Consider the following 23,534-nt stretch of genomic DNA (forward strand, 5'->3'; position numbering starts at 1 on the left):
TCCATTGGGTTTTATGGTTAAGTAAAATCAAATGTTTACGGTTCTTTTATGATGCTTTATTTTGGGCTACATTAATTTCTGTCTTATCTAGAGTATATAATTTATACATCATTAAAGAAGCAATTACAGCTAAGATTGCCACTAGAATCCATAAATTTCTAATGTTAGTATACTTCACATAAAAACCTGCCATCATAGGTCCAATCATAAATCCAAGTTTTCTTATTATAGGAAATACCGAATTAAATCTTCCTCTATGAGTAATTGGTGTATGACTAGCAATATATACACTTGTATTAGTTGCTACAAGTATTTCTCCCACAGTCCATGTAGCCGTTGAGATAATAAATAAATAATATGCATTTATAAAAAACATCATTCCAAATCCAATTGCATACAATAATCCTCCAATAGCTATACATAAGGATGCTTTAATATTTTTAGTTGCAGAAGTAATAAATATCGTTAGTATACTGCAAATTACTGCATTTACCGTCATAAGACTTCCGAATATTGTAGCACCATTATTACTAAAAATGTCACCAATCTGTATTGAAAGTCCAAATGTAAACTGTGAAAATACTATAAAATATATAACTATAATAAAACAAAACATTAACAAGGTGGGTCTTTTTAAAAGAGCCCTTACTAAACTGCCTTCTTCTGCACTTTCATAAGTATTAACTTTTGACTTTTCCATTTCTTCTTTACTTGGTTTACTCTCAGGTACAAATATTGATACAAGTACTATGGAGATGAGCGTTGTAATAGCATCCCCTAAAAAGAACCACATTAAATAATTTTCATATAAAAACCCAGCTAAAAGTGGACCTACTGAAAATCCAATATTCATTGCCATGTAATTTAGAGAAAAGGCTGCATTTCTCTGATCCCCCTGCGTTAAATCTGTAGTTATTGTACTGTACACAGGATGAGAAAATCCTCCCACAAAACTTGAGACCATTAATATACTGGTAATAATAATTGGATTATTTATAAATGCACACATCCCATATCCTATACCTGCTGCAATTCCAAAAACTATAAGTACCTTTTTTCTTCCTATGCTATCTATAAGCTTGCCACCTATCATGGTACCTATCATACCGAGTCCAGCATTTACTGCAACTATAACTCCAACGTGGCTAATACTAATTCCAATCCTATAAGTTAAAAACATTGTTAAAAATGGTCCAACAAAATTCCCTATGTTGTTAACTATAGAAGCAAAAAATAATATATATATGCTCATTGGTAGCCCCTTGTATGGCTTAAAACAATTAATTATTCTTTTCACTTTTATCCCCACCTATCTTGTTGAATTATTTATTTAAATAATTATATACTTTAAGTTTAAAGACTTTTGGACTAAATTCCAACCTATTTATATTGAAAAAATCTTATTAATATCCTCATCTAATGCTATAATATTATATATAATTCACTATAAATGGTGAAATTTACATAAAATGTTCAGTTGGCAATAAATATGTATGTATAAATAAGAAGGAGCTTAATTTATGAAAGATACAGTGGAGATATTTGGTAAAGAATTGGAATATGATTTTTTATCAGGTTGGATTAAATATAATAGATTGCAAAATGAAATTAGCCAAGGTGCATTAGCCTATGGTATATGTTCTATAAGCCACTTAAGTTATTTTGAAAATGGTAAAAAAAGATTAAGAGGTGAAATAATTGAAGCACTTTTAAAAAAGCTAAATATACATCAAATCGAAGAGTTTGGTGACATTGGTCTTATAAGACAGCAATTTTATAATATGATGTTTCAAATAGAAAACTTGAATCATGAAGATGCAAAAATAATATATAAAGAGTTACTAAATGTAGAAGATTTAATAAGCACCTCCCCCTATAATATTGAGTATAAAATATATCAACTTATGTATAATACCTTCGTAGAACATTTGAGTTATAATGATTTAAAGCAGGATATAATAGCTTTAGACAAAATTTATTCTTCTTTAAGCCAGGAACTTCAATATTTGCATCTATTTATAACTGGAAGAATTATATACAAATATGATGATCATAATGAAGGTATAGAAAGATTAGCTAATGCCTATAGGCTAAAAGAGACTCCTTGGGTTAATTATAATTTAGGATTTTCATACTGTTTTAATAATGAACACTTGAAGGGAACCTACTATCTAGAAAAAGCACTAGAAAGCTATGAAAGAAACGGAAGGTACATTAATGCGCTATGGTGCCATAACTATATAGGAATATGTTATACAGATTTAAAAATATATGAAAAAGCAGAAAAACACTTTAAAGCAGCATTAACAGGAGCAAATCATTTTAATATCAATAAAATTTTAGGTCATTTATATATCAATTTGTCTTACTTATATTTTTGCAAAGAAAACTATGAAGAAAGCATAGTTTGGACTAAAAGGGCTTTAGAAACAGATAGTGATCCACTTTTATCTGCTTCAAATTATGTAGAGGCATGTATTAAGTTAAACAGAATTGAGGAATGTAAAGAGATGTTTAATAAGTATTTAGTAAAAGAATATGAATGCTCAATTTACTACAATTTACTATATTTTTTCTATTTAAGTATTTTTAACTTTGAAGAAAATATATTTTATGAAGAAGTTACAAAAAAAATACTACCTTACTATGAGAATATAAATTATTTTAATCTTTGTAAACCTATGAAACTTAAATTAATAGAGCACCTTGAGAAAAAAAGAAAATATAAGGAAGCTAATAAAATATATAAAGAGATTGTATGATAAAAAAGAATTTGCAGAGCAAACGAATGCGCGAAATACTCAAGTATTTCGCGCAAAATATAGAAATTAATAAAAGCTTAATTGATTTAAATAAGGATAGCTAATCATGAAAAAAAATAAGTAAATTTTTTCAGGACATCGAACACATAACAATAATTTCATAGGGCGTGGTTTGGGCTGGGATACTTTTTGTGGTAGCGCCATAGACAACAATTAGGTTTCGGTTTGCAGGGTTTAGGGTAAAGGCTTGCCCGTTTTCCAATACTATCTGAGTATAGGGGGCAATGTTTAATTTTAAATAATTATCGCTACTCACCAATTGACTGTTAAAATAGTCTACTTTCACATTTTGATATGGTGTATTTATTGCCATAACAATTGCTTGAAATTGTGGAGGAAAAATCATAGGGACAGGTGCATTTGCATCATAAAATCCAGTTAGATTATCTCCTAATCTAACCATTACATGGTCTACAAAATAAGTCACCGGTGTCACCACAAAATTTACTACAGTTCCAAATTCATCTTCTACAGACATTAATTTATAACATCCTGCACCTTCTCCACTTTCATTTATCCAAAAATCATTAATCATGGTAATGAAACCACTAAAAGATTTAAACTGTATCATTTTCCACCTCCATTCCTATTTAAACTCCTAATCTATAGTATTTTAAAAGCATTGGAAACTACGAATATCCCTTAAATCCATTCCAAAATATCTCCAAGTATTTCTATTAAAGCGAAAGCCTGCTACAGATCTAGGGCCCACGAATACAAGCCATGCCCAAAATCCGTTGCCTCTTCTTGGCCATATATATACAAATCTATATATGCAAGGTCTAATTGCACCTGGGTCTATAGCTAGAGGAGTAGCGCCAAATTGTTGTGATTTAGGTTCAGTTGGTGTAAAGTTTGGAGGGCCAGAAGGTGGCATGCCCTGAGGACCTATTTGTCTGTATTGATACGCCAGTGGAAGATATTCAGTATCTGGTTCATACATATATCTTTGATTATAAGATCTAATAGAATCTTCATCAATATACATTAAATTAACTCCTAAAAGTATTTACAATTACAGTATATGATGCACTATAGTTTTTTGTTATTTAAATTTAGTACTTATTTATTAATAATATGGTTAATATTGCAGCTTCGCAGAAGATGATTTAATTCAACAAAAGTTAATAATTAGTATCCAATATATTAAAGAACATAGGCACCTTATACATAATATGCATACTATATATAAGGTGCCTTGGAAAAATAACAGGGTAGATACCTAAATACATATTGTATGAGGTGCTTTATGGATTTATTAATATTTGAGAAACGTAGATTGCTTAGATATAACTTATTATTTCAATTATATAGGGACTTCTTTACTTATGGCTATGAAGTGTGTAGTAATATTGATTATGAGGTTCCTAATAATTGTAGAATTGAAATAATTGCAGCTCTTTATTTCATATACTATAGAAGATGGATTTTTTTTAACATAGAAAGAGACAAAACAGTTTCTGCTTATGTTTTAGGTCGTGGCATGGAGGAAGTGGAAAATTATCTTATTGAAACTGGTAAATTTGCAGTTTCTAATATATTTGAAGATTTGCTAATACCTGTTATAAATAAAAAAGAAAAGAGTGGAGGTACAGTTAATGCCGATTATAATGGAGCCTTTATATGATAAAAAGGCTAACTTTGTTGGGTGGTTATTAGAATATAGTAATGTATTTGATAAAGATTTAAAATGGGTAGCATATGTATATAACAATTATGTTTGGGCAACAAAATCTAGAATATGGATTGGTGGGCTCAGGGGTACTAACCTTTTAGATAGAGATGGTAGGATTGTAGCTTGGAGTACTAGCGGACCTGTAGTGGGCGGTATAGGGTTCACAAAGGCGCCACTTGATATTGGGCCTCAAATTATTCCAGTTTCACCAATTATTCCTGGACTTCCATTGAATCCTGGGTATGCGCCTGAGCCGGCAGGTGAATGGTCTAAACTAACTTTCACTCAGTGGCTTAATCAAAGGTAGGTGTTTAATGACATAGAAGGAAAGTCGTCTACTTCTATAAGTGGGAGTTACACGCTGTAATATGAAGCTCCGCAGGAGATGATTTAATTTATGCTACAGATAGAAAGAGATTTAATTAGAATTCAAATTTTATTTGAGTTATATGAATATTTATTTTGTATTTGCAATTACAAAGATATTACAAGGCAAGAATACAAAATAGTAGGTGCAAACAAGTGTGAGATAATTGCAGCTCTATATTATTTAAGTGACAGGGGGTTTATTACTATAAGGAGTACAAATAAAGATGATGTTCTTATTATCTTTATTAGATCAAGGGGGATTGATGAAATTGAACTTAAGATAAAAAAAGCTACCACAGTTGCTCTAACTTGCAACGTAAGTAAGCTACTTACTCCAAATTTTGATGATGTGCCTAATAACTGCTAAAAACAAGAAAGGCTTATACTGCATTTGTTGTTCTATAATTGCATTTCAAAATCTTATTATAGTATTATCTGCGTATGCTATAATATAGGTATTACTATATATAACAAGTCCACACCAGAAGATGATGGCTTTGAGCAAGGTTATGCAGGGAATTGTAATCTTTCTTATATAGAAGAATAGGTATGAAAAAAGCTTATGTACACTCTTAAAATCAAAATATATAATATGAAATTTAGAGATGATTTAATATAGTACCTTTATTAATGATTGGAGGAAGTATTTTGAAAAACGCTTTGTTACATCTAGATGAGATTATTAATGTAGATAACTTTCAAAAAATTCAGGATGAAATATCAGAGGTAACAGGTATAGCTATGGTAACTGTGGATTATACAGGAAAACCAATTACCCAGCATAGTAAGTGTAGCGAATTTTGTGAATTCATAAAATCGAATTCAGACTTAAGTAAGCTATGTGAAAAATGTGACTCTAGAGGAGGCCTTGAGGCTGCTAGATTACAGCAACCATACATATATACATGTCATGTAGGGGTTTTAGATTTTGCTATTCCTATTATAGTAGATGGACAATACTTTGGTGCGGTAATGGCAGGACAAGTTATTATTAAGGAGAAAGAAAAGGAAAATTTGGAACAAGTAGTTAATAATAAATATTTTAAGGCGAATTTAGAAGAAGAAGCAAAAATGAAACGCTTATATGAAAAGTTGCCGATAATGACGATAGGTCGAGTGAAATCGGTTGCTAACATGATTTTTCATATTAGCAACTATATCGTGGAGGAAGCTTTATTAAAAATAATTTCAAATAAAATCAATGAAAAGGTTTTAACTGTGGGTTCATTTAAGAAGACAAATTTAAAATTCGGAAAAGTGGAACAGGATTTAAAAGAAGTTAATGGCTTAAATGTTAGCAAATCAGATATTAGTGAAGATACAAGTAATAAAATATTAGATGGTAAAAATAATGTTTTAAAACCAGCATTGGAATATATACAAAAGAGATATAGTGAGTCAATTACACTTGTTGATATGGCATCGCTATGTAACATTAGTCCTAGTTATTTTAGCAAGCTTTTTAAAAAAGACATTGGCGATAATTTCTCTAAATATATAAATAAGGTGAGAATTAAAAAGGCTAAGGAGTTCCTTGAAACATCAGATATTCCAATAATAAATTTATCCATTGATTTGGGTTTTGAAGATTGTGGTTATTTTATAAAGGTATTTAAAAAAATCGAAGGGATAACACCCGCCGTATATAGAAATAAATATAATCTAGGAAAACAGTACTAAGTTAAATTAGTGCTGTTTTTTCCTATTTCAAGAGTAAGTACAAAAAAGTACTATGAAATTTTACATAAAGTAAGCGACTACATTCCATATGAATGCAATTTAATCCAATGAAATTTTAAGAGGTGGGGTTTATAATTTAGACAAGTTAGAAAATTAAATCAAATTAATAAGGAGCGGATTAATAATGAAAAAAATGTTAATATCACCTTCAAAATATATTCAAGGTCAAGGAGAATTATGTAATTTGGGGGATTATGTAACCGCTTACGGCAAAAAAGTATTATTTGTGGCTCATAAAGATGATCAAGCAAGAGTCCAAAAGCAATTAGATAAAACATTAGAAAAAGGAGATTTTGAGCTTGTATACGGTGAGTTCAAAGGCGAATGCACAATAAATGAGATTGAAAGACTAAGAAAATTAGCAGTTGAAAATGAATGCGATGTTTTTGTAGGACTAGGTGGCGGAAAAGCTATTGATACAGCAAAGTCAGTTGCACATTATCAACATAAAGCTGTAATTGTTATACCTACAATTGCAGCAACAGATGCACCTTGCAGTTCTTCATCAGTGATTTACACGGAAAATGGTGAATTTCAAGAGTATATGTATTTAAATAGCCCAAATGTTATCCTAGTTGATACAGAAATAATAGCAAAAGCACCCACAAGATTTTTGGTTTCGGGAATGGGAGATGCACTTTCTACTTATTTTGAAGCTAGGTCATGTTTAAGGTCTTTTGCAACGGTAAATTCTGGTGGAAAAAGTACAAAGGCAGCTTTTGCAATGGCAAAGCTATGTTATGAGACTTTACTTGAAGATTCTGTTAAGGCTAAGGCGGCTTGCGATGCGAATGTAGTAACTAAGGCTCTTGAAAACATAATAGAAACTAATATACTTTTAAGTGGAATTGGCTTTGAAAGTGGCGGTTTGGCTGCAGCTCATGCCATACACGATGGATTAACTGTACTAGAAGAAACTCATAAATATTATCATGGTGAGAAAGTAGCCTTCGGAACAATAGTTCATTTAGTACTAGAAAATGCACCAAAGCAGGAAATAGATACTGTACTTGCTTATTGTAAGTCTATGGGACTGCCAACTTGTTTAAAAGATCTTGGAGTTAATGAAATAAATGAAGCTAGGTTAATGGAAGTTGCAAAACTTTCTTGTGCAGATGGAGAGTCAATGTATAATATGCCTTTTAAGGTAACTGCCCAGGATGTATATGCAGCAATACTTACAGCTAACATACTTGGAGGAGAATAATGAAAAAGATAATAAATAATGTTGACGATATGGTTTTAGAAATGTGTAAAGGAATGGTAAAAGCACATCCAGATAAATTAGTACTTAGTAAAAAATATAAAATAATAAAAAGAAAAAACTTAAATCAGAACAAGGTAAGTCTTATTAGTGGTGGCGGAAGTGGTCATGAGCCTGCACATGCAGGATTTGTTGGAACTGGAATGTTGGATGCAGCAGTATGTGGCGATGTTTTTGCATCACCATCTACCATACAAGTTTATAACTCAATAATAGAAACTCAGTCCAAAAAAGGAACACTTTTAATTATAAAGAACTATTCAGGAGATTGTATGAATTTCGATGGGGCAGCAGAAATGGCCTTAGAAGATGACGATATAAAAGTTGAAAAAGTTTATGTGAATGATGATGTGGCTGTTAAAGATAGTCTTTATACAGTGGGCAGAAGAGGTGTGGCAGGTACAGTATTAATCCACAAAATTGCAGGAGCCGCGGCAGAACAAGGAATGAATCTCTTAGAGGTTAAGGATGCAGCCCGAGAAGCTATTGCAAATGTTAGGACAATTGGATTTGCATTTACTTCTTGCACAGTACCAGCAAAGGGAACTCCAACTTTTGTATTAGGTGAAGACGAAATGGAATTTGGTGTAGGAATTCATGGAGAACCTGGAATAGCAAGGGAAAAAATAGTATCATCAGATGAATTAGCAGACAAAATGCTTACACGAATTATTGAAGATCTAAAATGTGAGTCTGGGGATGAAATCGCGTTATTAGTAAATGGGTTCGGTGCTACGCCACTGCAAGAATTATATATTCTAAATGGTTCTGCAAATAAAATTTTAGAAGATAAAAATATTAAAGTTTATAGGACATTAATTGGAAACTATATGACGGCAATAGATATGGCTGGTGCATCAATTTCTGTACTTAAGTTAAATGATAAGCTTAAAGGCCTTCTAGATTTCCCAACTGATACTCCAGCTTTAAAGTTTTAACTACATTTCAGAAGATGATTTAATAAAAAACATTAGATAATCTAATGTACCTAATTATGTACTAGAGAAAAATTGGAGGAATAGCAAATGAATAAGTTGATAACAAAGGACATTGTTAATATAGTAAATAATATGTGTGACATAATAATAAGAAATGAAGTATATTTTTGTGATTTAGATTCTCCAGCAGGAGACGGTGACTTTGGAATGTCATTATCCAAAGGTTTTAAACAACTAAGAAGTGAATGGGAAGATATTTCAAATGAAGATATTGGAAAGTTCTTAAAAGGCTGCGGAATGATAATTACAGAGCATTGTGGCGGTGCATCAGGTCCAATTTGGGGATCAGCATTTAGAAGCGCAGGTAAATATGCCAATGGAAAATTAGAATTAAGTTTAAAAGAATTTGCAGAAACACTTCAAAGTGCAGCTGATGGAATACAAAAAATAGGTGGAGCTAAACTGGGGGATAAAACATTACTTGATGCTTTGATTCCTGCAATAGAATCACTTAAGGTCAGTGCTAATGGTGATGGAGAAATATTAGAGGCCATGAAGAAAAGTGCAAAAGAGGCTGTAATAGGTGCCGAGAATACAAAGAAAATAGTGGCATCTAAAGGAAGAGCAACTTATGTTGGTGAGAGAAGTTTAGATCATCCTGATGCTGGAGCAACAGCTATTGGAATTATATTTACGGAAGTTGTAGAAAATTTAATTAAAAGCTAATTCTAATAGAAAATTAACACAGTTGTATTAGTAAATAAAGAAATATATATAATAACATAAGCTTATTTCATAGAGTAATCTATGGGTAGGCTTTTTTTGAATTTTCAAAAAACAATACAATAAAATGTAATATTTTTTTTAGAAACTTAGTTTTTAATATTAAATTCGACAGATTATTCAAAAAAAACACTGATATCGATAAACCTAAGGTATAATAATATTATAAGATTATAAAAATAGGTGTATAAAATAATCTAATAAGACATTTAAAAAAATGGACTAGCGTATTGACTTGTTATTTTTTTTGGAGAATTCTAAAGGGAAAAGAATAAGTATCCAAAGATACGCATTAAAAAGAGGAGGGAATTTATGATAATAACAAGAAATTTATTAGGAATTATAATTTTACTGGGCATTTTATATTTAGTATCAAATAATAAGGGCCTTATTAATAAGAAACTAATTATTAAGGCATTTGTTATACAATTCGTAGTGGCATTCTTATTAGTTAAAGTTCCATTGGGAAGAATAGTTATACAAAATGTATCAGATGGGGTTAGTAATGTCTTAAACTATGGTAGCCAGGGTTTGAAATTTGTATTTGGATCATTAGCAGATGCTGCGGCACCAACGGGAATGGTATTTGGTATACAAGTATTAGGTAACATAATATTCGTATCAGCATTGGTTGGAGCTTTATTTTATCTAGGAGTTATAGGCTTTGTTGTTAAAATAATAGGTGGAGCAATACAAAAAGTTATTGGGACAAGCAAAGTAGAAAGTTTTGTTGCAGTAGCAAACATGTTTTTAGGGCAAACAGATTCACCATTACTTGTAAGCAAGTATTTACCTAAAATGACTGAAAGTGAAATAATGCTAGTGCTTATATCAGGTATGGGGAGTATGTCTGTTAGTGTAATAATGGGATATGTTGGTCTTGGAATACCTATGGAATATCTTTTAATTGGTAGTACATTAGTGCCACTTGGAAGTATAATTATCTCTAAAATATTAGTTCCAGAGGTAGAAGGAGTTAATGAAATAGATAATTTAAAAATAGATAATAAGGGTAATAATGAAAACTTAATATCAGCTATTTCAGAAGGAGCATCTGCAGGACTTAATATGGCTCTTGGAATTGGGGCAGTGCTTATAGCAATAGTAGCACTAGTTGCAATGGTTAATGGGTTTCTTGGAATCTTTGGAGCATCACTGGAAGGGATACTTGGATATGCATTTGCACCAATAGGTTATTTAATGGGTGTACCGAGTGGAGAAATATTACTTGCAGGGCAATTACTTGGAAGTAAGATGGCGTTAAATGAGTTTGTAGCATTTGGGCAACTTGGTAAAGTAATGAGTACATTAGATTATAGAACAGGACTTATGCTTGCAGTGTCATTAACAGGTTTTGCAAATATATCAAGTATGGGAATCTGTGTATCAGGAATATCAGTATTCTGTCCAGATAAGAGAGGCCAACTATCAAAACTTGCTTTTAGAGGAATGATAGGTGGTTTCTGTGTAAGTATATTAAGTGCATTAATCGTAGGTTTAATTATTGCAATTTAGAATATCATAAAAATTAAATAGCTTTGTTAATTACACTTTTTTATCTTTAATCAGTTAAAAATTTGAATTTTTTAACAAGTCACAGTTACCTTCTATTGATTATTAACTAATTCTGACCAAATTCATAACATGTACTTTACAATGAACTGTTAGAATAATTGAAACGAATACATTTTAGAAACGTATTATGTATAAGTAGCTTTTAAATTTTAGTTTTATTAATCTAATAATTTATTAGAAAGGTGAGGATTAAAATGAATGAAGAAGAATTGTTATATAATGTAATTTTCCCGCAAGATGAGGATCCTAATTATATTAATTATGGTTATTTTATAGGGAGGAACAAAAAAAGCATATATAAATTGAAAGCTACTATTAATGAAGGTCCACTAAACCCAATATTAATTTGCGATGGCAATAATGAAAATGCTTTTTTTGCTAAAGTTTTTCAAAATGAAGTAGATAGATTTTTGAAGATTGTCAATGATTTTAATTTTAAACAAATTAATATTAATAAGAATTATATGAATGAAGTAAAGCAGATGTTTGGTGAAGAGGTAATAGAACACCAAAAAAAAGTGTACAAGGCACATAGATATCAATATCCACAAAAATTCACAAATGGAATTAAAAATTGGGAGATACCATATATAAAAGCAGTAGATCCAATAAAGGAACATAAGCCAACCTTAAAAAGAGCAATTTAATATTTTACAATTAATTATCCCTTTACAAACAAAATTTATAATAAGTGTTTTAAGTAGGTAAGTCCGAACATAAAATGAAATGTAGATTAAAAAGGACGCGTACTTATTATAAATTTTGTTTTGATTTGAAGGGGTGAAATATTATGGAAAATGAAGTAGAAAAGCAAATAATAAGATTAATTAAACAGCACAAGAAAATTGTTATAGGTATTATAATTTCTATTTTTACTTTACTTGTTATATATTTTGGAATGGCAATATATTTCATGAATCATTTTTATTTTGGTTCTACAATAAATTGCATTAATGTTTCAGGTAAAAATGTGGAGGCAGTAAATAAGCAAATGGCATCTAAACTTGAGACTTATGCGTTAAATCTAAAAGAACGAGGCGGTAAAAATGAACAAATTAGAGCCAATGAAATTGGTTTAAAATATAATTCGGATGGGCAATTTAAAGAATTAAAAGATAGACAGAATCCTTATAAATGGATTTTAGCATTTTTTAATACAGATGCATCTAAAATGATAGAAGGAATTAAATATGATAAGCAACTATTAAAAAAACGAGTGGACACTCTCTCTTGTTTTGTTAATAGTAATTTAATTGAGCCTAAAAATCCTAGCTTTAAGTATATAGATAAGAGCTATGTGATTGTAAGTGAAGTCCATGGAAATAAGGTTAATAAAGACATTTTATATGATCATATATTAGATGCAATACTTAAGGAACAAACTACAATAGATTTGGAGTTTATTAATTGCTACGTTAAACCACAATATACTTCCAGTTCACCCAAAATTATAGATACAAAAAACATGCTTAACAAATACGTATTTTCAAAAATTACCTATACTTTTGGAAACCATAAAGAAATTTTAGATGGTTCTACAATAAATAAGTGGCTTACAGTTGATGAGAATCTTGAGGTCATATTTGATGAAAAAGAAGTGAAAAATTATATAGATCGACTTTCTAAAAATTACAATACAGTTGGTAAGAATAGAGATTTTGTTTCATCATCAGGAAAGACAATAAATATTGGAGGGGGCGATTATGGCTGGTCAATTAATAGAATAAAAGAGGCGCAAGCTTTAATTACAGCCATAAAAGAAGGGCAAACCATAGCAAAAGAGCCGGCATATATTCAAACTGCCATTTCCTATGGTGTAAATGATATTGGGAATACCTATGTAGAAATAGACCTGACAAAACAGCATCTATGGTTTTATAAAAACGGTGATTTAATAGCAGAGGGAGATGTTGTTACAGGTAATGCAAGCTCTAATCATATAACGCCAAGAGGCATTTATAAGTTAAAATATAAACAAAGTGATGCAGTCCTTAGAGGTCCAGGGTACGTTTCTCCTGTTAACTTTTGGATGCCCTTTAATGGAGGCATAGGAATTCATGATGCAAGCTGGCGAGATGCGTTTGGAGGAAAGATATATAAGACAGATGGGTCTCATGGGTGCATAAATTCACCATACTATTTAGCAAAAGCAATATTTGATAATATTGAGGCAGGTATTCCAGTTGTTTGTTATTAGCAAATATGCTTCACAAAACATATTATTTTGTGGATTATTAGTAGAGAGCAGTTTTTTTCTTGCTAACTTTTATACAATAAAAAAGAACTGATTATATTAACCAGTTCCTTTAAGGGATAATATTAAATATATATTTAATTAAAGGGGGACTTTAATTAAAAAATTAATTACTTTCTATGTACTTATAATAACAATTATATATGTCAGTATAGTGACAAAATTAATAATTAATTGTAAATTAAAAATAATTTTAAAAAAATACATTTCATAAGATAAACTGGAAGTTTATGATTGCTGATAATGTTTTAGATATGTGTATTTTGAGTAAAATATATATTATCACCCAAAGGACTGTTTTTGGGGTATAATAGATTAATAAAATAACAAATCATACCTTGCAAATATTCATTTGGAAGGTATCAGTTAGTTTTTTAATGTAAAAGATGTAAAAAATAAAAAAAAGAAGGTAAAAAATATGAAAAATGATATGAATAAAAGCATGGAACTAATGAAAAAAATTATTGAAGAAAAAAAAGTAAAGTCTTCACAGCAAAAAAATACTAAGAGAGCAAAGATTTACGGATCACAAAGCCCAGCATCAGGTGGTCAAGGCTTATATGGCAAATAATTTATATGTATAGAATAAAAATTATCATAATTAACAAGAGAAATTACTGCAAAAGCCTGATATTATAAAATTCCATAAAAAAAGTATCAAGATTGTTAATATTCTTGATACTTTTTCTTTAACTATATTATTACTTGATTAATCCTTCCGCTACGTTAACTATAAAGTCTTGGATATTTGTAACTAATGTCTTAACTTCTAATGTTCCTCTATCAGATAATTTGTTAACAGAGAACTCTTGTATATCTATAGAATATATATATACGGGTCTAACAGTCCCATCTTTTACAGTGTACGATGGAGTCATATTTCCGGCAGCTATGGTATGAAGTACTGATGATAAACATATAAGCATAGTTGCCTTTCTAGTATGTTTTCTCATAGCATTTTGCGATTCATACACATTATCATAAACACCTGGCAATGCATATCGATCTCTTATACTACCAGCAAGTACTACAGGAATATCATTTTCTACGCAAGCTTTTATTATACCATCTTTAACTTTACCTGAATTTATAAGCTCTGCAAGGGATCCTGCTCGTCTAGCCTCATTTATAGTTGCAATATAGTTATAATGAGCATTTTCACGAGACTCAAAAATTTCTTGACCTGAAACTGTTTTGAACATTCCATTTTCTAAATCATAAGTAGCCAGGTTATTTCCAGATAAAACAGCTTGAGCATACCCATTTTCCACTAGTGAGGCAAAGGCAGCTCTTGATTTCTCATCTAATGCAATTGAGGGTCCTAAAACCCAAACTATTTTACCATCGTGTTCTTTTTCATATTGCATAATTTCATATAATTCATCGTAGTCTTTTGAGAAGGCAGTTTCTCTTGATCTCCCACTTCTGAATGCAAATGTATCAACATCTCCATCATCAGAAGCAAACCCTTTAGTATACATATATATACCTTCACTTCCATTTTCAGTTCTTCCTACGACAACTTTATCGCCAGCTTTTAAATTTCTAAATTCCACAATATTTATGTCATCATCTGCAGTAACAACTGCAACACTATCCATACGGCTTTCACTCGCTATTACCCATTTCCCTTTAATCTTAAAATATTCAGGATATATTGATAATGCATGATAACATTTATGAGTGACTCCGTCTTTAATTACTTCTTGGGTTGTACAGTCTGGGGCATTAACAAGGAAATCTTGCGAGAAATCCGGCGGTGTAAACTTTGGCAATTCAAAACTCATTTAAAATCTCCTCCTACTAATATAATAATGTATGTTAGTGCGTTTAGAAGTAAATAGGGTAAATTATCTTTTTCAAAGCTGCTATATTAACTCAAGTTTTTTTGAAGATTAACCACAAAATCTTGAACGTTAGTAACTATTGTTTTAACACCTACGTATTCTCTAGCAACTGATACTTGGTTAACTGCATATTCGGCAATATCTACGGAATAAAAATATACTGGTCTTACTTTTCCGTCTACAACTCTATAAGATGAAGCTAAGTTTGCAGTTGCCACTGAGTGAAGAACTGTAGCAAGACAAATTACTACTGTTGCTTTATCTGTTTGTGCTTTCATAGCATCCAGGGCACAAGATACATTATGATAAACAGATGGAAGTGGCCCATCATCCCTTATAGATCCAGCAAGAACTATAGGTATATTCTTTTCTATGCAGGTTTTCACAAACCCATCTTTTATGTTGCCTTCACTCAGTAATGCTTCTATTGAACCTGCGCGTCTAGCCTCATTTATTAGATCTAAATGGTTATAATGACCCATTGGAACAGATTCTTGAGTATATATATTTTGACCCAATGCTGTTCCCAGGAGCCCTCCTTCTAGATCATGGGTTGCCATAGCATTTCCAGCCATAAGAGCGTTTACATACCCATTTTCAGCAAGTGCGGATAGTGCAGCTCTAGTATCATAATCAAAAACCACAGCTGGTCCTAGAACCCAAACTATATATCCATTATTTTCTTTTTCATATTCTAGTAATTCATATAATTCACTATAATCTCTTGAAAATGAAGATTCAACAGATCTCCCTAGTCCTACATTGGGTAAGTTATCAAATCCACTAGTATATTGGTATATACCTTCACTTCCATCTTTAGATTTTCCTAAAACAACTTTATCGCCAACTTTAAGGTTTCTAAATTCCACAATTTCTATAGTGTTGTTATCGCGAACGACAGCAGTACATTCTATAGATGTTTGGGTTGGAAGTACCCACTGTCCCTTAACTTTAAAATATTCAGGCAATATAGAAGTTATTAAGAAACCTTTGGGAGCAACTCCATCTTTTTTAACTTCACTTATTTTAGCATCTGGTGCATTAACAAAAAAACTCTGCGAGAAATCTGCTGATGCGAACGTTGGTAATTGAAAACTCATTTGAGAGTTCCTCCTTTAGTCGAATGTATTTAAAATAATAGTTAAATTATTTTATAAAATATAACTCATTATAACTAATAATCATATAAAAATAAAGGATAACTAAGATTTTAAATTGTTATTATGCATTATTCTATATATTTAGTGCTGTTTTTGTCAAAAATGGTACAATTTTATTACAAGACAAAGAGAACTAGAATTTATAATAAAGCCATAAAGAAATTCAGTAGAGGTAGAAATTAATGATGAAAATCAAAGAAAGTACTTATGGTTTCTCAAAAGAAAGCAGCTTTAGATGTAATCTATAATCGCTACGCTAGAATTAATTCAAAGATGATAATAAAAACAATATTTATTTAAGTTCATGTTAAATATTTGAAATTTATATTAATTTATCTATAAAATATCATAAACTTCTTCTTGCTCATATTTCATAATTATATCAAAAACCATAGTTGCCACATCATCTGGCATAGCATTATTTAAAAATAATAATCCAATATCGTTATATCTAGTACCAATAACATCTTTTACAATTACTTTCCCACTATATCCTTGCAAAATATCTGTAATATGTTTTCCAGGTTTATCAGGAAATTCTTTTTGGTTCCATGATGTAAATCCAATCAATGATTTTGCCATTTCTGGATTAATTCCTTTCTTTATCAAGATTTCATGCCAGGTTAAGCAGATTGAATCAGCTTTTATTATCATAGGGAACACTCCTCACAAATTTAAATTTATTATATATTGTATAGAGTTAAGTTTATTAATTAAAAATATTCATTTTTTTAATATAAATAAGTAATAGGAGCAGGTACCTAACCAGAAATTGGTTGTGTATCTGCTCCTTATGACTATAGTTTAAATTTATTTACTTCTTCTATAGTTCTTGTTGCAATTGAAGATAGCTTTTCTGCGCTAATTGCCACGTCCTCTGAGGATGCACTCATTTCCTGTGCAGAAGCTGCTATCTCCTCTGAAGCTGCTGAATTTTCTTCTGATACTGCAGAAGCGTTTTCAATTTTAGATATTATGGAATTTTTGTCACTATTTATTTTATTCACTTCTAAATTTGTATTTTCAATTAAAGGTAGCATTTTTTCGATAGCAGTAATAATATCCTTAAATACAGATATTGAACTATCAATTATATCAACTTGATCCACAAGGTCAGAATCCACTTTACTAGTAGTAACTATGACCCCTTCTGTTTCCAATGAAATAGTTTTCAGCAAAGTATCTATCTCTGTAGAAGAATTTTTACTTTGCTCTGCAAGCTTTCTAATTTCATCAGCAACAACGGCAAAGCCTTTTCCAGATTCTCCAGCCCTAGCTGCCTCGATAGCTGCATTAAGTGCTAATAGATTTGTCTGATTTGCAATGTTGTTTATTAAAGTAGTGATTTCATTTATTTTATTAATACTTGTACCTAACTTAGCAAATTTTGTACTTACATCTTTAAATGCACCACTAATATTAGCAACAGACTTCACCAAGTCCTCTAGCTTCGTATTACTATTTGTAGCCATATTATTAACACTCTTGGCATTAACTTCAACCTCTTCAACAGATAATACTATATTATTTATGGCATTACCAAAGGCACTTAGATTAGAAGACATTTCAATTAAGTCCGTTGATTGAGAAGTTGACCCCTCTGCAACTTCATGTATAGCATTTGCAACCTCTTGGGTTGAAGCTGTCATTTCCTCTGATATAGCAGACAAGGATAGCGATTGTTCACTAATAGTATCTGTATTTTCTTTTATTGTCTTTAGTATCTGACTTATAGCACTGATAGTCATTGCTAATTCTCTTTTCATTTTACCAAATTCATTCTTACCAGTTTTATCTAACTCAATAGTAAAATCTCCAGTTGAAATAACAGCTAATGCATTTGAAAACTCTTTAATAGAAGATTTAACTAAGGATATTACTATTAAGGATATTGATGTTAAAATTATGAAAAGAATTATACCCATTGCAATAAATATATTTCTACTGCTATTATATTGCTGCAACGACTTATTATATATATCTTCTGCTGATTTTTGATTTAATTTAGTAAGTTCAAGCATACTTTTAGATAAGTTAGTTCCTGATATACCATATTGTGCAACTTCTTCATTTGTAGCATTTTGACCCTGCTTTTTCTTTTCTTTTACTACATTTATACCGGCAAAGTAATCTTCATAATTTTTCTTAAGAGAATTGAAAGATTCCTTTCCTGCTGATGTAGTGCAGTATTTTTCGATTTTAGCTGTATTTTCTTTAAACAATTTGTCGTTTTCATCTAGAATGGTTATAATAGCTGAATTAAAGGGTCTATCAATTAGCTTAGTGAAATTTTGTCTTATTAGTCCTAATTCCCCATTAAGCTCTGCTAATATGGAGATAGACATAAGTTGCTGTGAATATATTGTTTCTACATTTCCATTTAATTTTTTCATGTTGATAAATCCATTTACTCCTATTACTAATGAACAAATAAGTGATATAATCCACATTGCAATTACGCTATTAACAATTTTTAGGTTTTTAAGATTTTTCAAAGTTATTCCCCCTACAATTTAGTTCAATAGTTTATTTTATCTACTTATTTATCGACTAATTTAAGGTTATCTTTAGTGTATAAATACAAGCAAATTGTTGAATTTTATAACATAATATATAATTATGACGAGAATGTGAAAGGCAAACAAAGGAACCTTCTTGCTACCATTTATATAGACCTATGTAATTCAGATAAATTGTTTTACTAGCATATACAAATATGATAATATTAGTTAATAGATAGAATAAACCTTTAAAAAATAATTAGTCGTTATTCAATACATTCTGTATTTTACTTTATAGTGAGGTCTTTGTAAAAAAAAGCTTGACGATATTACTAATTAGTAATATATTATAGGTATGGATAAAGAAAAGAATACTTATGGAGAAGTGGTAGATTTAAATTTAAAGGCATTAATAGCATTGAGTAGATGTACTCAAAATGTTCATAAAAGAGAATATAAAACTATTAAAGAGGGAGGGTTAACAGTTTCTCAGTTTGCAGTACTTGAGATATTATATCATAAAGGCGATTTAAGAGTCTGTGAAATAATAGATAAAATCCTTTCTACTGGTGGCAATATGACTGTTGTTATAGATAATTTAGTTAAGGGAAATCTCGTTAAGAGATGTACTGATCCAAAGGATAGACGAGTTAATTTGATAAGTATTACTGAAGAAGGAAAAACCCTTATGAGTGGTATATTCCCAAAACATTTAGAAAATATAAATGAAATCTTTAGTTCATTAACAATAGAAGAAAAGAAAAATTTAATAGTTTTACTTAAAAAATTATCAGGTGTATAAATATTTACACCATATATTTTAATTATATATAACTAGTTAGTAATAAACTAAGTAGTTATATATAATAATTTATTCAATGAAAGGAGATTTTAAAATGTTAAGAAAAATAGAAAGTATAAAAATGGGACAGAGTGATCTTGGATGGCTAAAAAGCAAATTTCATTTTTCATTTGCTGAGTATTATAACCCGAATAACATGGGATTTGGAGTATTAAGGGTGATAAATGATGATTTAGTTAATTCTCATACAGGATTTGATACTCACCCTCATCGAGATATGGAGATTATATCCTATGTGGTTTGTGGGGAGTTAACTCATGGTGATAGTATGGGTAATAAAAGTACATTGAAGCGTGGGGATGTTCAATATATGAGCGCTGGTACAGGTATTTATCACAGTGAGCATAATTTAGGAGAAAAGACAGCAAGATTCCTTCAAATATGGATACTTCCTGATAAAAATGGACATAAACCTAATTACGGTGAATATAGATTTGGATGGAATGAAAGAAAAAATAAATGGCTCAATATGGTATCAAGTAATCAAGGAGATGCAGCTATAAAAGTCAATCAGGATGTAAATATATTTACATTAGAATTAGAAGAAAGCAATGAAATAAATTATTCAGTTAAAGCAAATAGGCAAGCGTATTTAGTTCAAATAGAAGGAAAATCAAATATTAATGGAATTACTTTAAATGAAAGAGATGCTATGGAAATTGTTGAAGAAGATATAAAGATAAAGGCAAAAGTACTTTCACATTTTATTGTTGTAGAGATGAAAAAGTCTAAGAAGTAAGATTATTCTTAAAAGATTTGTCTTATGCTTTAAATGATATAAAAAGGGATACATTAGCTTGTATTTGTAAATAATGAAAAAATAGTATTTAATAAAAATTGGAGGAATAATAATATGAAAAAAGATTTTTACACTGCTGTAGCAGAAAGACGTTCATTTTATGGAATTAGTAAAGAAAAGGTAACAACAGATGAAGTAATTAAAGAAGTTATTGAACAGGCCGTAAAGAATACACCATCATCATTTAATTCTCAAAGTACGAGAGTAGTTTTACTGCTAGAAAAACATCATGATAAATTATGGGATATTACAAAAGAAACTCTAAGAAAGATAGTTCCTGCTGATAAATTCGGTGAAACTGAGGATAAAATAAATTCATTCCGTAATGGATATGGCACAGTTTTATTCTTTGAGGATGTTACTGTAATTGAATCTCTTCAGAGTCAATTTGCTCTCTACAAGGACAATTTCCCAGTTTGGTCTCAGCAATCAAGTGGAATGCACCAATACGTTATATGGACTGCCTTAGAAATTGAGGGATTTGGTGCATCACTACAACACTATAACGAACTTATTGAGGAAGATGTAAAAAAAGAATGGAACGTGCCAGGCAACTGGAAACTTATCGCACAAATGCCATTTGGAAAACCAACAGCACAGCCTGATGAAAAACAGTTTCAACCATTAGAAGATCGCATTAAGGTGTTTAAATAATTTGCACATTAATAAACCAATAAAAAAGAAAATGCTCCATTAGAAATAGCATAAAATTAAAAATAGTATATTCATTAATCTCCTACATCAATAAAAGATGTAGGGGATTTTTATATAACTAACTAGATTAGAAAAGGGGTGCCTATTAATATAATGATACTATTGCTAAAATGTAGTAGATACTAGACAAAAATCAAAGGAATGCACATGGTTGTGTCATTCCTTTGAATCTTATTACTTATTATATTTTTTAAGGAGTAATATTAAGTTTATATTTAATTAAAGGGGGACTCTAATTAAAAAAATCAATTGCTTTCTATGTATTTATAATAACAATTCTATGTGTCATTAGTGTGACAAAATTGAGAATTGTTTGTAAACTATAGATTTTAATTTTGACCAAAAAAAATAAAATCACAGCTATGGTAGCCTGTGACATATTATTAATTAGCTTTTTGCAAATATTTCTTGGAAATCCACTGCTTCAAGCTTTTCTCGTACTAAAAGCTCTTCCGCAACAGCATTAAGTTTACTTCTGTTATCAGTTAGTAATTTTAATGCTTTTCTATATGCTTCATCTATAAGTTTTTTTATCTCTCCATCAATTTTGTTTAGAGTTTCTTCACTAAAGCTTTTACCTTTACCCATGTCTCTTCCAAGGAATACCTCATCACTGCCTGAACCAAAAGCAATTGGTCCAAGAGTATCACTCATTCCGTAGTCCATTATCATTTTTCTTGCAATTGAAGTTGCTCTTTCAATATCATTGCTTGCACCAGTACTTATATCTCCAATAACTAGTTTTTCTGCAACTCTGCCGCCTAATAGTCCTACAATTTCCTCTTCAAGTCTTGATTTAGACATATATGATCTGTCCTCATCTGGAAGACTCATAGTATATCCGCCAGCCCTTCCTCTTGGAACTATACTTATTTGGTGAACAGGATCTGACATTGGAAGTAAATTCATTACAATTGCATGGCCTGCTTCATGATACGCTGTAAGCCTTCTATCGGCTTCGCTTACCACTCTACTTTTCTTTTCAGGTCCAGCAATTATTCTTGTAACTGCTTCTTCAAGTTCATCCATTCCTATAAGTTTTTTATCTTTTCGTACAGTTAAAAGTGCTGATTCATTCATTAAGTTTTCAATGTCTGCACCTGTAAATCCAGGTGTTCTTTTTGCAAGTACGCTAAGCTTAACTTCAGGTTCAAGATGCTTATTTTTAGAATGAACTGCCAAAATTGCTTCACGACCCTTAGTATCAGGAACTCCAACGAATATTTGTCTGTCAAATCTACCTGGTCTTAGTAGTGCTGGGTCAAGTACATCTGATCTATTTGTAGCTGCAATCATTATTATTCCTTCATTTTCTCCAAAGCCATCCATCTCGACTAACAGTTGGTTTAATGTCTGCTCTCGTTCATCATTTCCACCACCAACTCCTGCACCTCTTTGTCTTCCTACAGCGTCAATTTCATCTATAAAAATTATACAAGGGGAGTTCTTTTTTGCCTGATCAAATAAATCTCGCACTCTGGAAGCTCCAACGCCTACGAACATTTCTACAAAATCTGAACCTGAGATGCTGAAAAATGGGACTCCAGCCTCTCCTGAAATAGCTCTTGCAAGAAGTGTTTTACCAGTTCCTGGTGGGCCCACAAGTAAAACTCCCTTTGGTATACGAGCACCCATTTCCATGTATCTTTTAGGTTGCTTTAGAAAATCCACTATTTCGGCAAGCTCAGCTTTTTCTTCATCTGCTCCTGCAACATCATTAAAACTAACTTTTTTCGCAGTAGGGTCAGCAAGTTTTGCTTTGCTTTTACCAAACTTCATTACACCGCCGCTTCCACCGGCGCCCTTGGATTGTTTCATGAATATAAATCCAAAGCCTACAAGCATTAATATGAATAGTAAATTAGGCAAAAACTGTAACCACATTAACATACCGGATGGTGCTAGGTATGTTTCGGAAATCGGTGGATTTTTTGGATGATCTTTAATAAACTGAAATAATCTAGCAGATGGAACAATGGTTTTATATGTAGTTCCATTTTTTAAAGTTCCAGAGACTGACATCTGATCATCTTCCACCACGAAGCTTTTTATAGTATTATTTGTCCAATTGGTTTGAAATTGATTAAAATTAATAATTGTTGAATTCTGATTTGTTTTAGAAAACATAAATACTGCGATAATAGCAAGGATTATAGCCCAAACAGCAATACTTGATTTCTTTTTCATCAGAGATCACCTCTCTTTCTCAATATATACTTAACTTTTTAGGT

Annotated in this window: 21 protein-coding genes and 1 pseudogene; 14 read left to right on the forward strand and 8 right to left on the reverse strand. The window is 30.8% G+C overall.

The window, feature by feature from the left end:
• Positions 1 to 46 precede the first annotated feature (46 nt).
• Complete coding sequence (locus G9F71_RS04105; protein ID WP_164949656.1) at positions 47 to 1,297, reverse strand: MFS transporter; 1,251 nt, start codon at positions 1,295 to 1,297, stop codon at positions 47 to 49.
• A 223-nt stretch (positions 1,298 to 1,520) separates the two neighbouring features.
• Here G9F71_RS04105 and G9F71_RS04110 point away from each other — a divergent pair, with 223 nt between their 5' ends.
• Complete coding sequence (locus G9F71_RS04110) at positions 1,521 to 2,762, forward strand: tetratricopeptide repeat protein (protein ID WP_164949657.1); 1,242 nt, start codon at positions 1,521 to 1,523, stop codon at positions 2,760 to 2,762.
• Between the two features lie 130 nt (positions 2,763 to 2,892).
• On the opposite strand, the gene G9F71_RS04115 is transcribed toward G9F71_RS04110, so the two are convergent.
• Both G9F71_RS04115 and G9F71_RS04120 read right to left on the reverse strand, forming a co-directional pair.
• Positions 2,893 to 3,393: a hypothetical protein gene (locus G9F71_RS04115; protein ID WP_164949658.1), complete on the reverse strand. Its 501-nt coding sequence runs from the start codon at positions 3,391 to 3,393 to the stop codon at positions 2,893 to 2,895.
• A 42-nt stretch (positions 3,394 to 3,435) separates the two neighbouring features.
• On the reverse strand, positions 3,436 to 3,810 hold the full coding sequence (locus G9F71_RS04120) for a hypothetical protein (RefSeq protein ID WP_187353472.1): 375 nt from the start codon (positions 3,808 to 3,810) through the stop codon (positions 3,436 to 3,438).
• A gap of 261 nt (positions 3,811 to 4,071) precedes the next feature.
• On the opposite strand from G9F71_RS04120, the gene G9F71_RS04125 reads away from it, so the two are divergent.
• From G9F71_RS04125 to G9F71_RS04170, 10 genes and pseudogenes are all read left to right on the forward strand, one after another.
• Complete coding sequence (locus G9F71_RS04125) at positions 4,072 to 4,449, forward strand: hypothetical protein (protein ID WP_164949659.1); 378 nt, start codon at positions 4,072 to 4,074, stop codon at positions 4,447 to 4,449.
• Entirely contained in the window at positions 4,421 to 4,804 is a 384-nt protein-coding gene (locus G9F71_RS04130; protein ID WP_164949660.1) for a 4-fold beta flower protein, read from the forward strand. The genes G9F71_RS04125 and G9F71_RS04130 overlap by 29 nt, the downstream gene beginning before the upstream one ends.
• Positions 4,805 to 4,894: 90 nt before the next feature.
• Positions 4,895 to 5,233: a hypothetical protein gene (locus tag G9F71_RS04135; protein ID WP_164949661.1), complete on the forward strand. Its 339-nt coding sequence runs from the start codon at positions 4,895 to 4,897 to the stop codon at positions 5,231 to 5,233.
• 281 nt (positions 5,234 to 5,514) lie between these two features.
• Positions 5,515 to 6,546, forward strand: coding sequence for a PocR ligand-binding domain-containing protein (locus tag G9F71_RS04140; RefSeq protein ID WP_164949662.1), 1,032 nt, complete (start codon positions 5,515 to 5,517; stop codon positions 6,544 to 6,546).
• Between the two features lie 184 nt (positions 6,547 to 6,730).
• A complete protein-coding gene (locus tag G9F71_RS04145; protein ID WP_164949663.1) occupies positions 6,731 to 7,813 on the forward strand; it encodes a glycerol dehydrogenase in 1,083 nt (360 codons plus the stop codon).
• Positions 7,813 to 9,534, forward strand: a pseudogene (gene dhaK / locus G9F71_RS27545) (dihydroxyacetone kinase subunit DhaK). The gene G9F71_RS04145 and the pseudogene dhaK overlap by 1 nt, the downstream one beginning before the upstream one ends.
• Before the next feature lie 369 nt (positions 9,535 to 9,903).
• On the forward strand, positions 9,904 to 11,106 hold the full coding sequence (locus G9F71_RS04155; protein ID WP_164949666.1) for a NupC/NupG family nucleoside CNT transporter: 1,203 nt from the start codon (positions 9,904 to 9,906) through the stop codon (positions 11,104 to 11,106).
• A gap of 254 nt (positions 11,107 to 11,360) precedes the next feature.
• The gene (locus G9F71_RS04160; RefSeq protein WP_164949667.1) at positions 11,361 to 11,813 is read left to right on the forward strand and encodes a hypothetical protein; all 453 of its coding nucleotides are present in this window, start codon (positions 11,361 to 11,363) and stop codon (positions 11,811 to 11,813) included.
• A gap of 143 nt (positions 11,814 to 11,956) precedes the next feature.
• The gene (locus G9F71_RS04165; RefSeq protein ID WP_164949668.1) at positions 11,957 to 13,363 is read left to right on the forward strand and encodes a peptidoglycan binding domain-containing protein; all 1,407 of its coding nucleotides are present in this window, start codon (positions 11,957 to 11,959) and stop codon (positions 13,361 to 13,363) included.
• A 475-nt stretch (positions 13,364 to 13,838) separates the two neighbouring features.
• Positions 13,839 to 13,991, forward strand: coding sequence for a hypothetical protein (locus G9F71_RS04170; RefSeq protein ID WP_164949478.1), 153 nt, complete (start codon positions 13,839 to 13,841; stop codon positions 13,989 to 13,991).
• A 130-nt stretch (positions 13,992 to 14,121) separates the two neighbouring features.
• On the opposite strand, the gene G9F71_RS04175 is transcribed toward G9F71_RS04170, so the two are convergent.
• The 4 genes from G9F71_RS04175 to G9F71_RS04190 all read right to left on the reverse strand — a co-directional run bounded on the left by G9F71_RS04175 (position 14,122) and on the right by G9F71_RS04190 (position 18,922).
• Positions 14,122 to 15,207, reverse strand: a complete 1,086-nt coding sequence (locus G9F71_RS04175; protein WP_164949669.1) for a hypothetical protein — start codon at positions 15,205 to 15,207, stop codon at positions 14,122 to 14,124.
• Between the two features lie 86 nt (positions 15,208 to 15,293).
• A complete protein-coding gene (locus G9F71_RS04180; protein WP_164949670.1) occupies positions 15,294 to 16,367 on the reverse strand; it encodes a hypothetical protein in 1,074 nt (357 codons plus the stop codon).
• A gap of 396 nt (positions 16,368 to 16,763) precedes the next feature.
• Complete coding sequence (locus G9F71_RS04185; protein ID WP_164948004.1) at positions 16,764 to 17,081, reverse strand: hypothetical protein; 318 nt, start codon at positions 17,079 to 17,081, stop codon at positions 16,764 to 16,766.
• A 143-nt stretch (positions 17,082 to 17,224) separates the two neighbouring features.
• Positions 17,225 to 18,922 (reverse strand): methyl-accepting chemotaxis protein, encoded by a 1,698-nt coding sequence (locus G9F71_RS04190; RefSeq protein WP_164949671.1) that lies wholly within the window; start codon positions 18,920 to 18,922, stop codon positions 17,225 to 17,227.
• A 361-nt stretch (positions 18,923 to 19,283) separates the two neighbouring features.
• Here G9F71_RS04190 and G9F71_RS04195 point away from each other — a divergent pair, with 361 nt between their 5' ends.
• From G9F71_RS04195 to G9F71_RS04205, 3 genes are all read left to right on the forward strand, one after another.
• Entirely contained in the window at positions 19,284 to 19,730 is a 447-nt protein-coding gene (locus tag G9F71_RS04195) for a MarR family winged helix-turn-helix transcriptional regulator (protein WP_164949672.1), read from the forward strand.
• Between the two features lie 94 nt (positions 19,731 to 19,824).
• Positions 19,825 to 20,529 (forward strand): pirin family protein, encoded by a 705-nt coding sequence (locus tag G9F71_RS04200; RefSeq protein ID WP_164949673.1) that lies wholly within the window; start codon positions 19,825 to 19,827, stop codon positions 20,527 to 20,529.
• A 114-nt stretch (positions 20,530 to 20,643) separates the two neighbouring features.
• Positions 20,644 to 21,243, forward strand: a complete 600-nt coding sequence (locus G9F71_RS04205) for a nitroreductase family protein (RefSeq protein ID WP_164949674.1) — start codon at positions 20,644 to 20,646, stop codon at positions 21,241 to 21,243.
• A gap of 447 nt (positions 21,244 to 21,690) precedes the next feature.
• On the opposite strand, the gene ftsH is transcribed toward G9F71_RS04205, so the two are convergent.
• Positions 21,691 to 23,490, reverse strand: coding sequence for an ATP-dependent zinc metalloprotease FtsH (ftsH, locus tag G9F71_RS04210; RefSeq protein ID WP_164949675.1), 1,800 nt, complete (start codon positions 23,488 to 23,490; stop codon positions 21,691 to 21,693).
• Between the last annotated feature and the right edge of the window lie 44 nt (positions 23,491 to 23,534).

The sequence above is a fragment of the Clostridium sp. FP2 genome (genome assembly GCF_011065955.2).
GTDB classification, from domain to species: Bacteria; Bacillota; Clostridia; order Clostridiales; family Clostridiaceae; genus Clostridium_AD; species Clostridium_AD tagluense.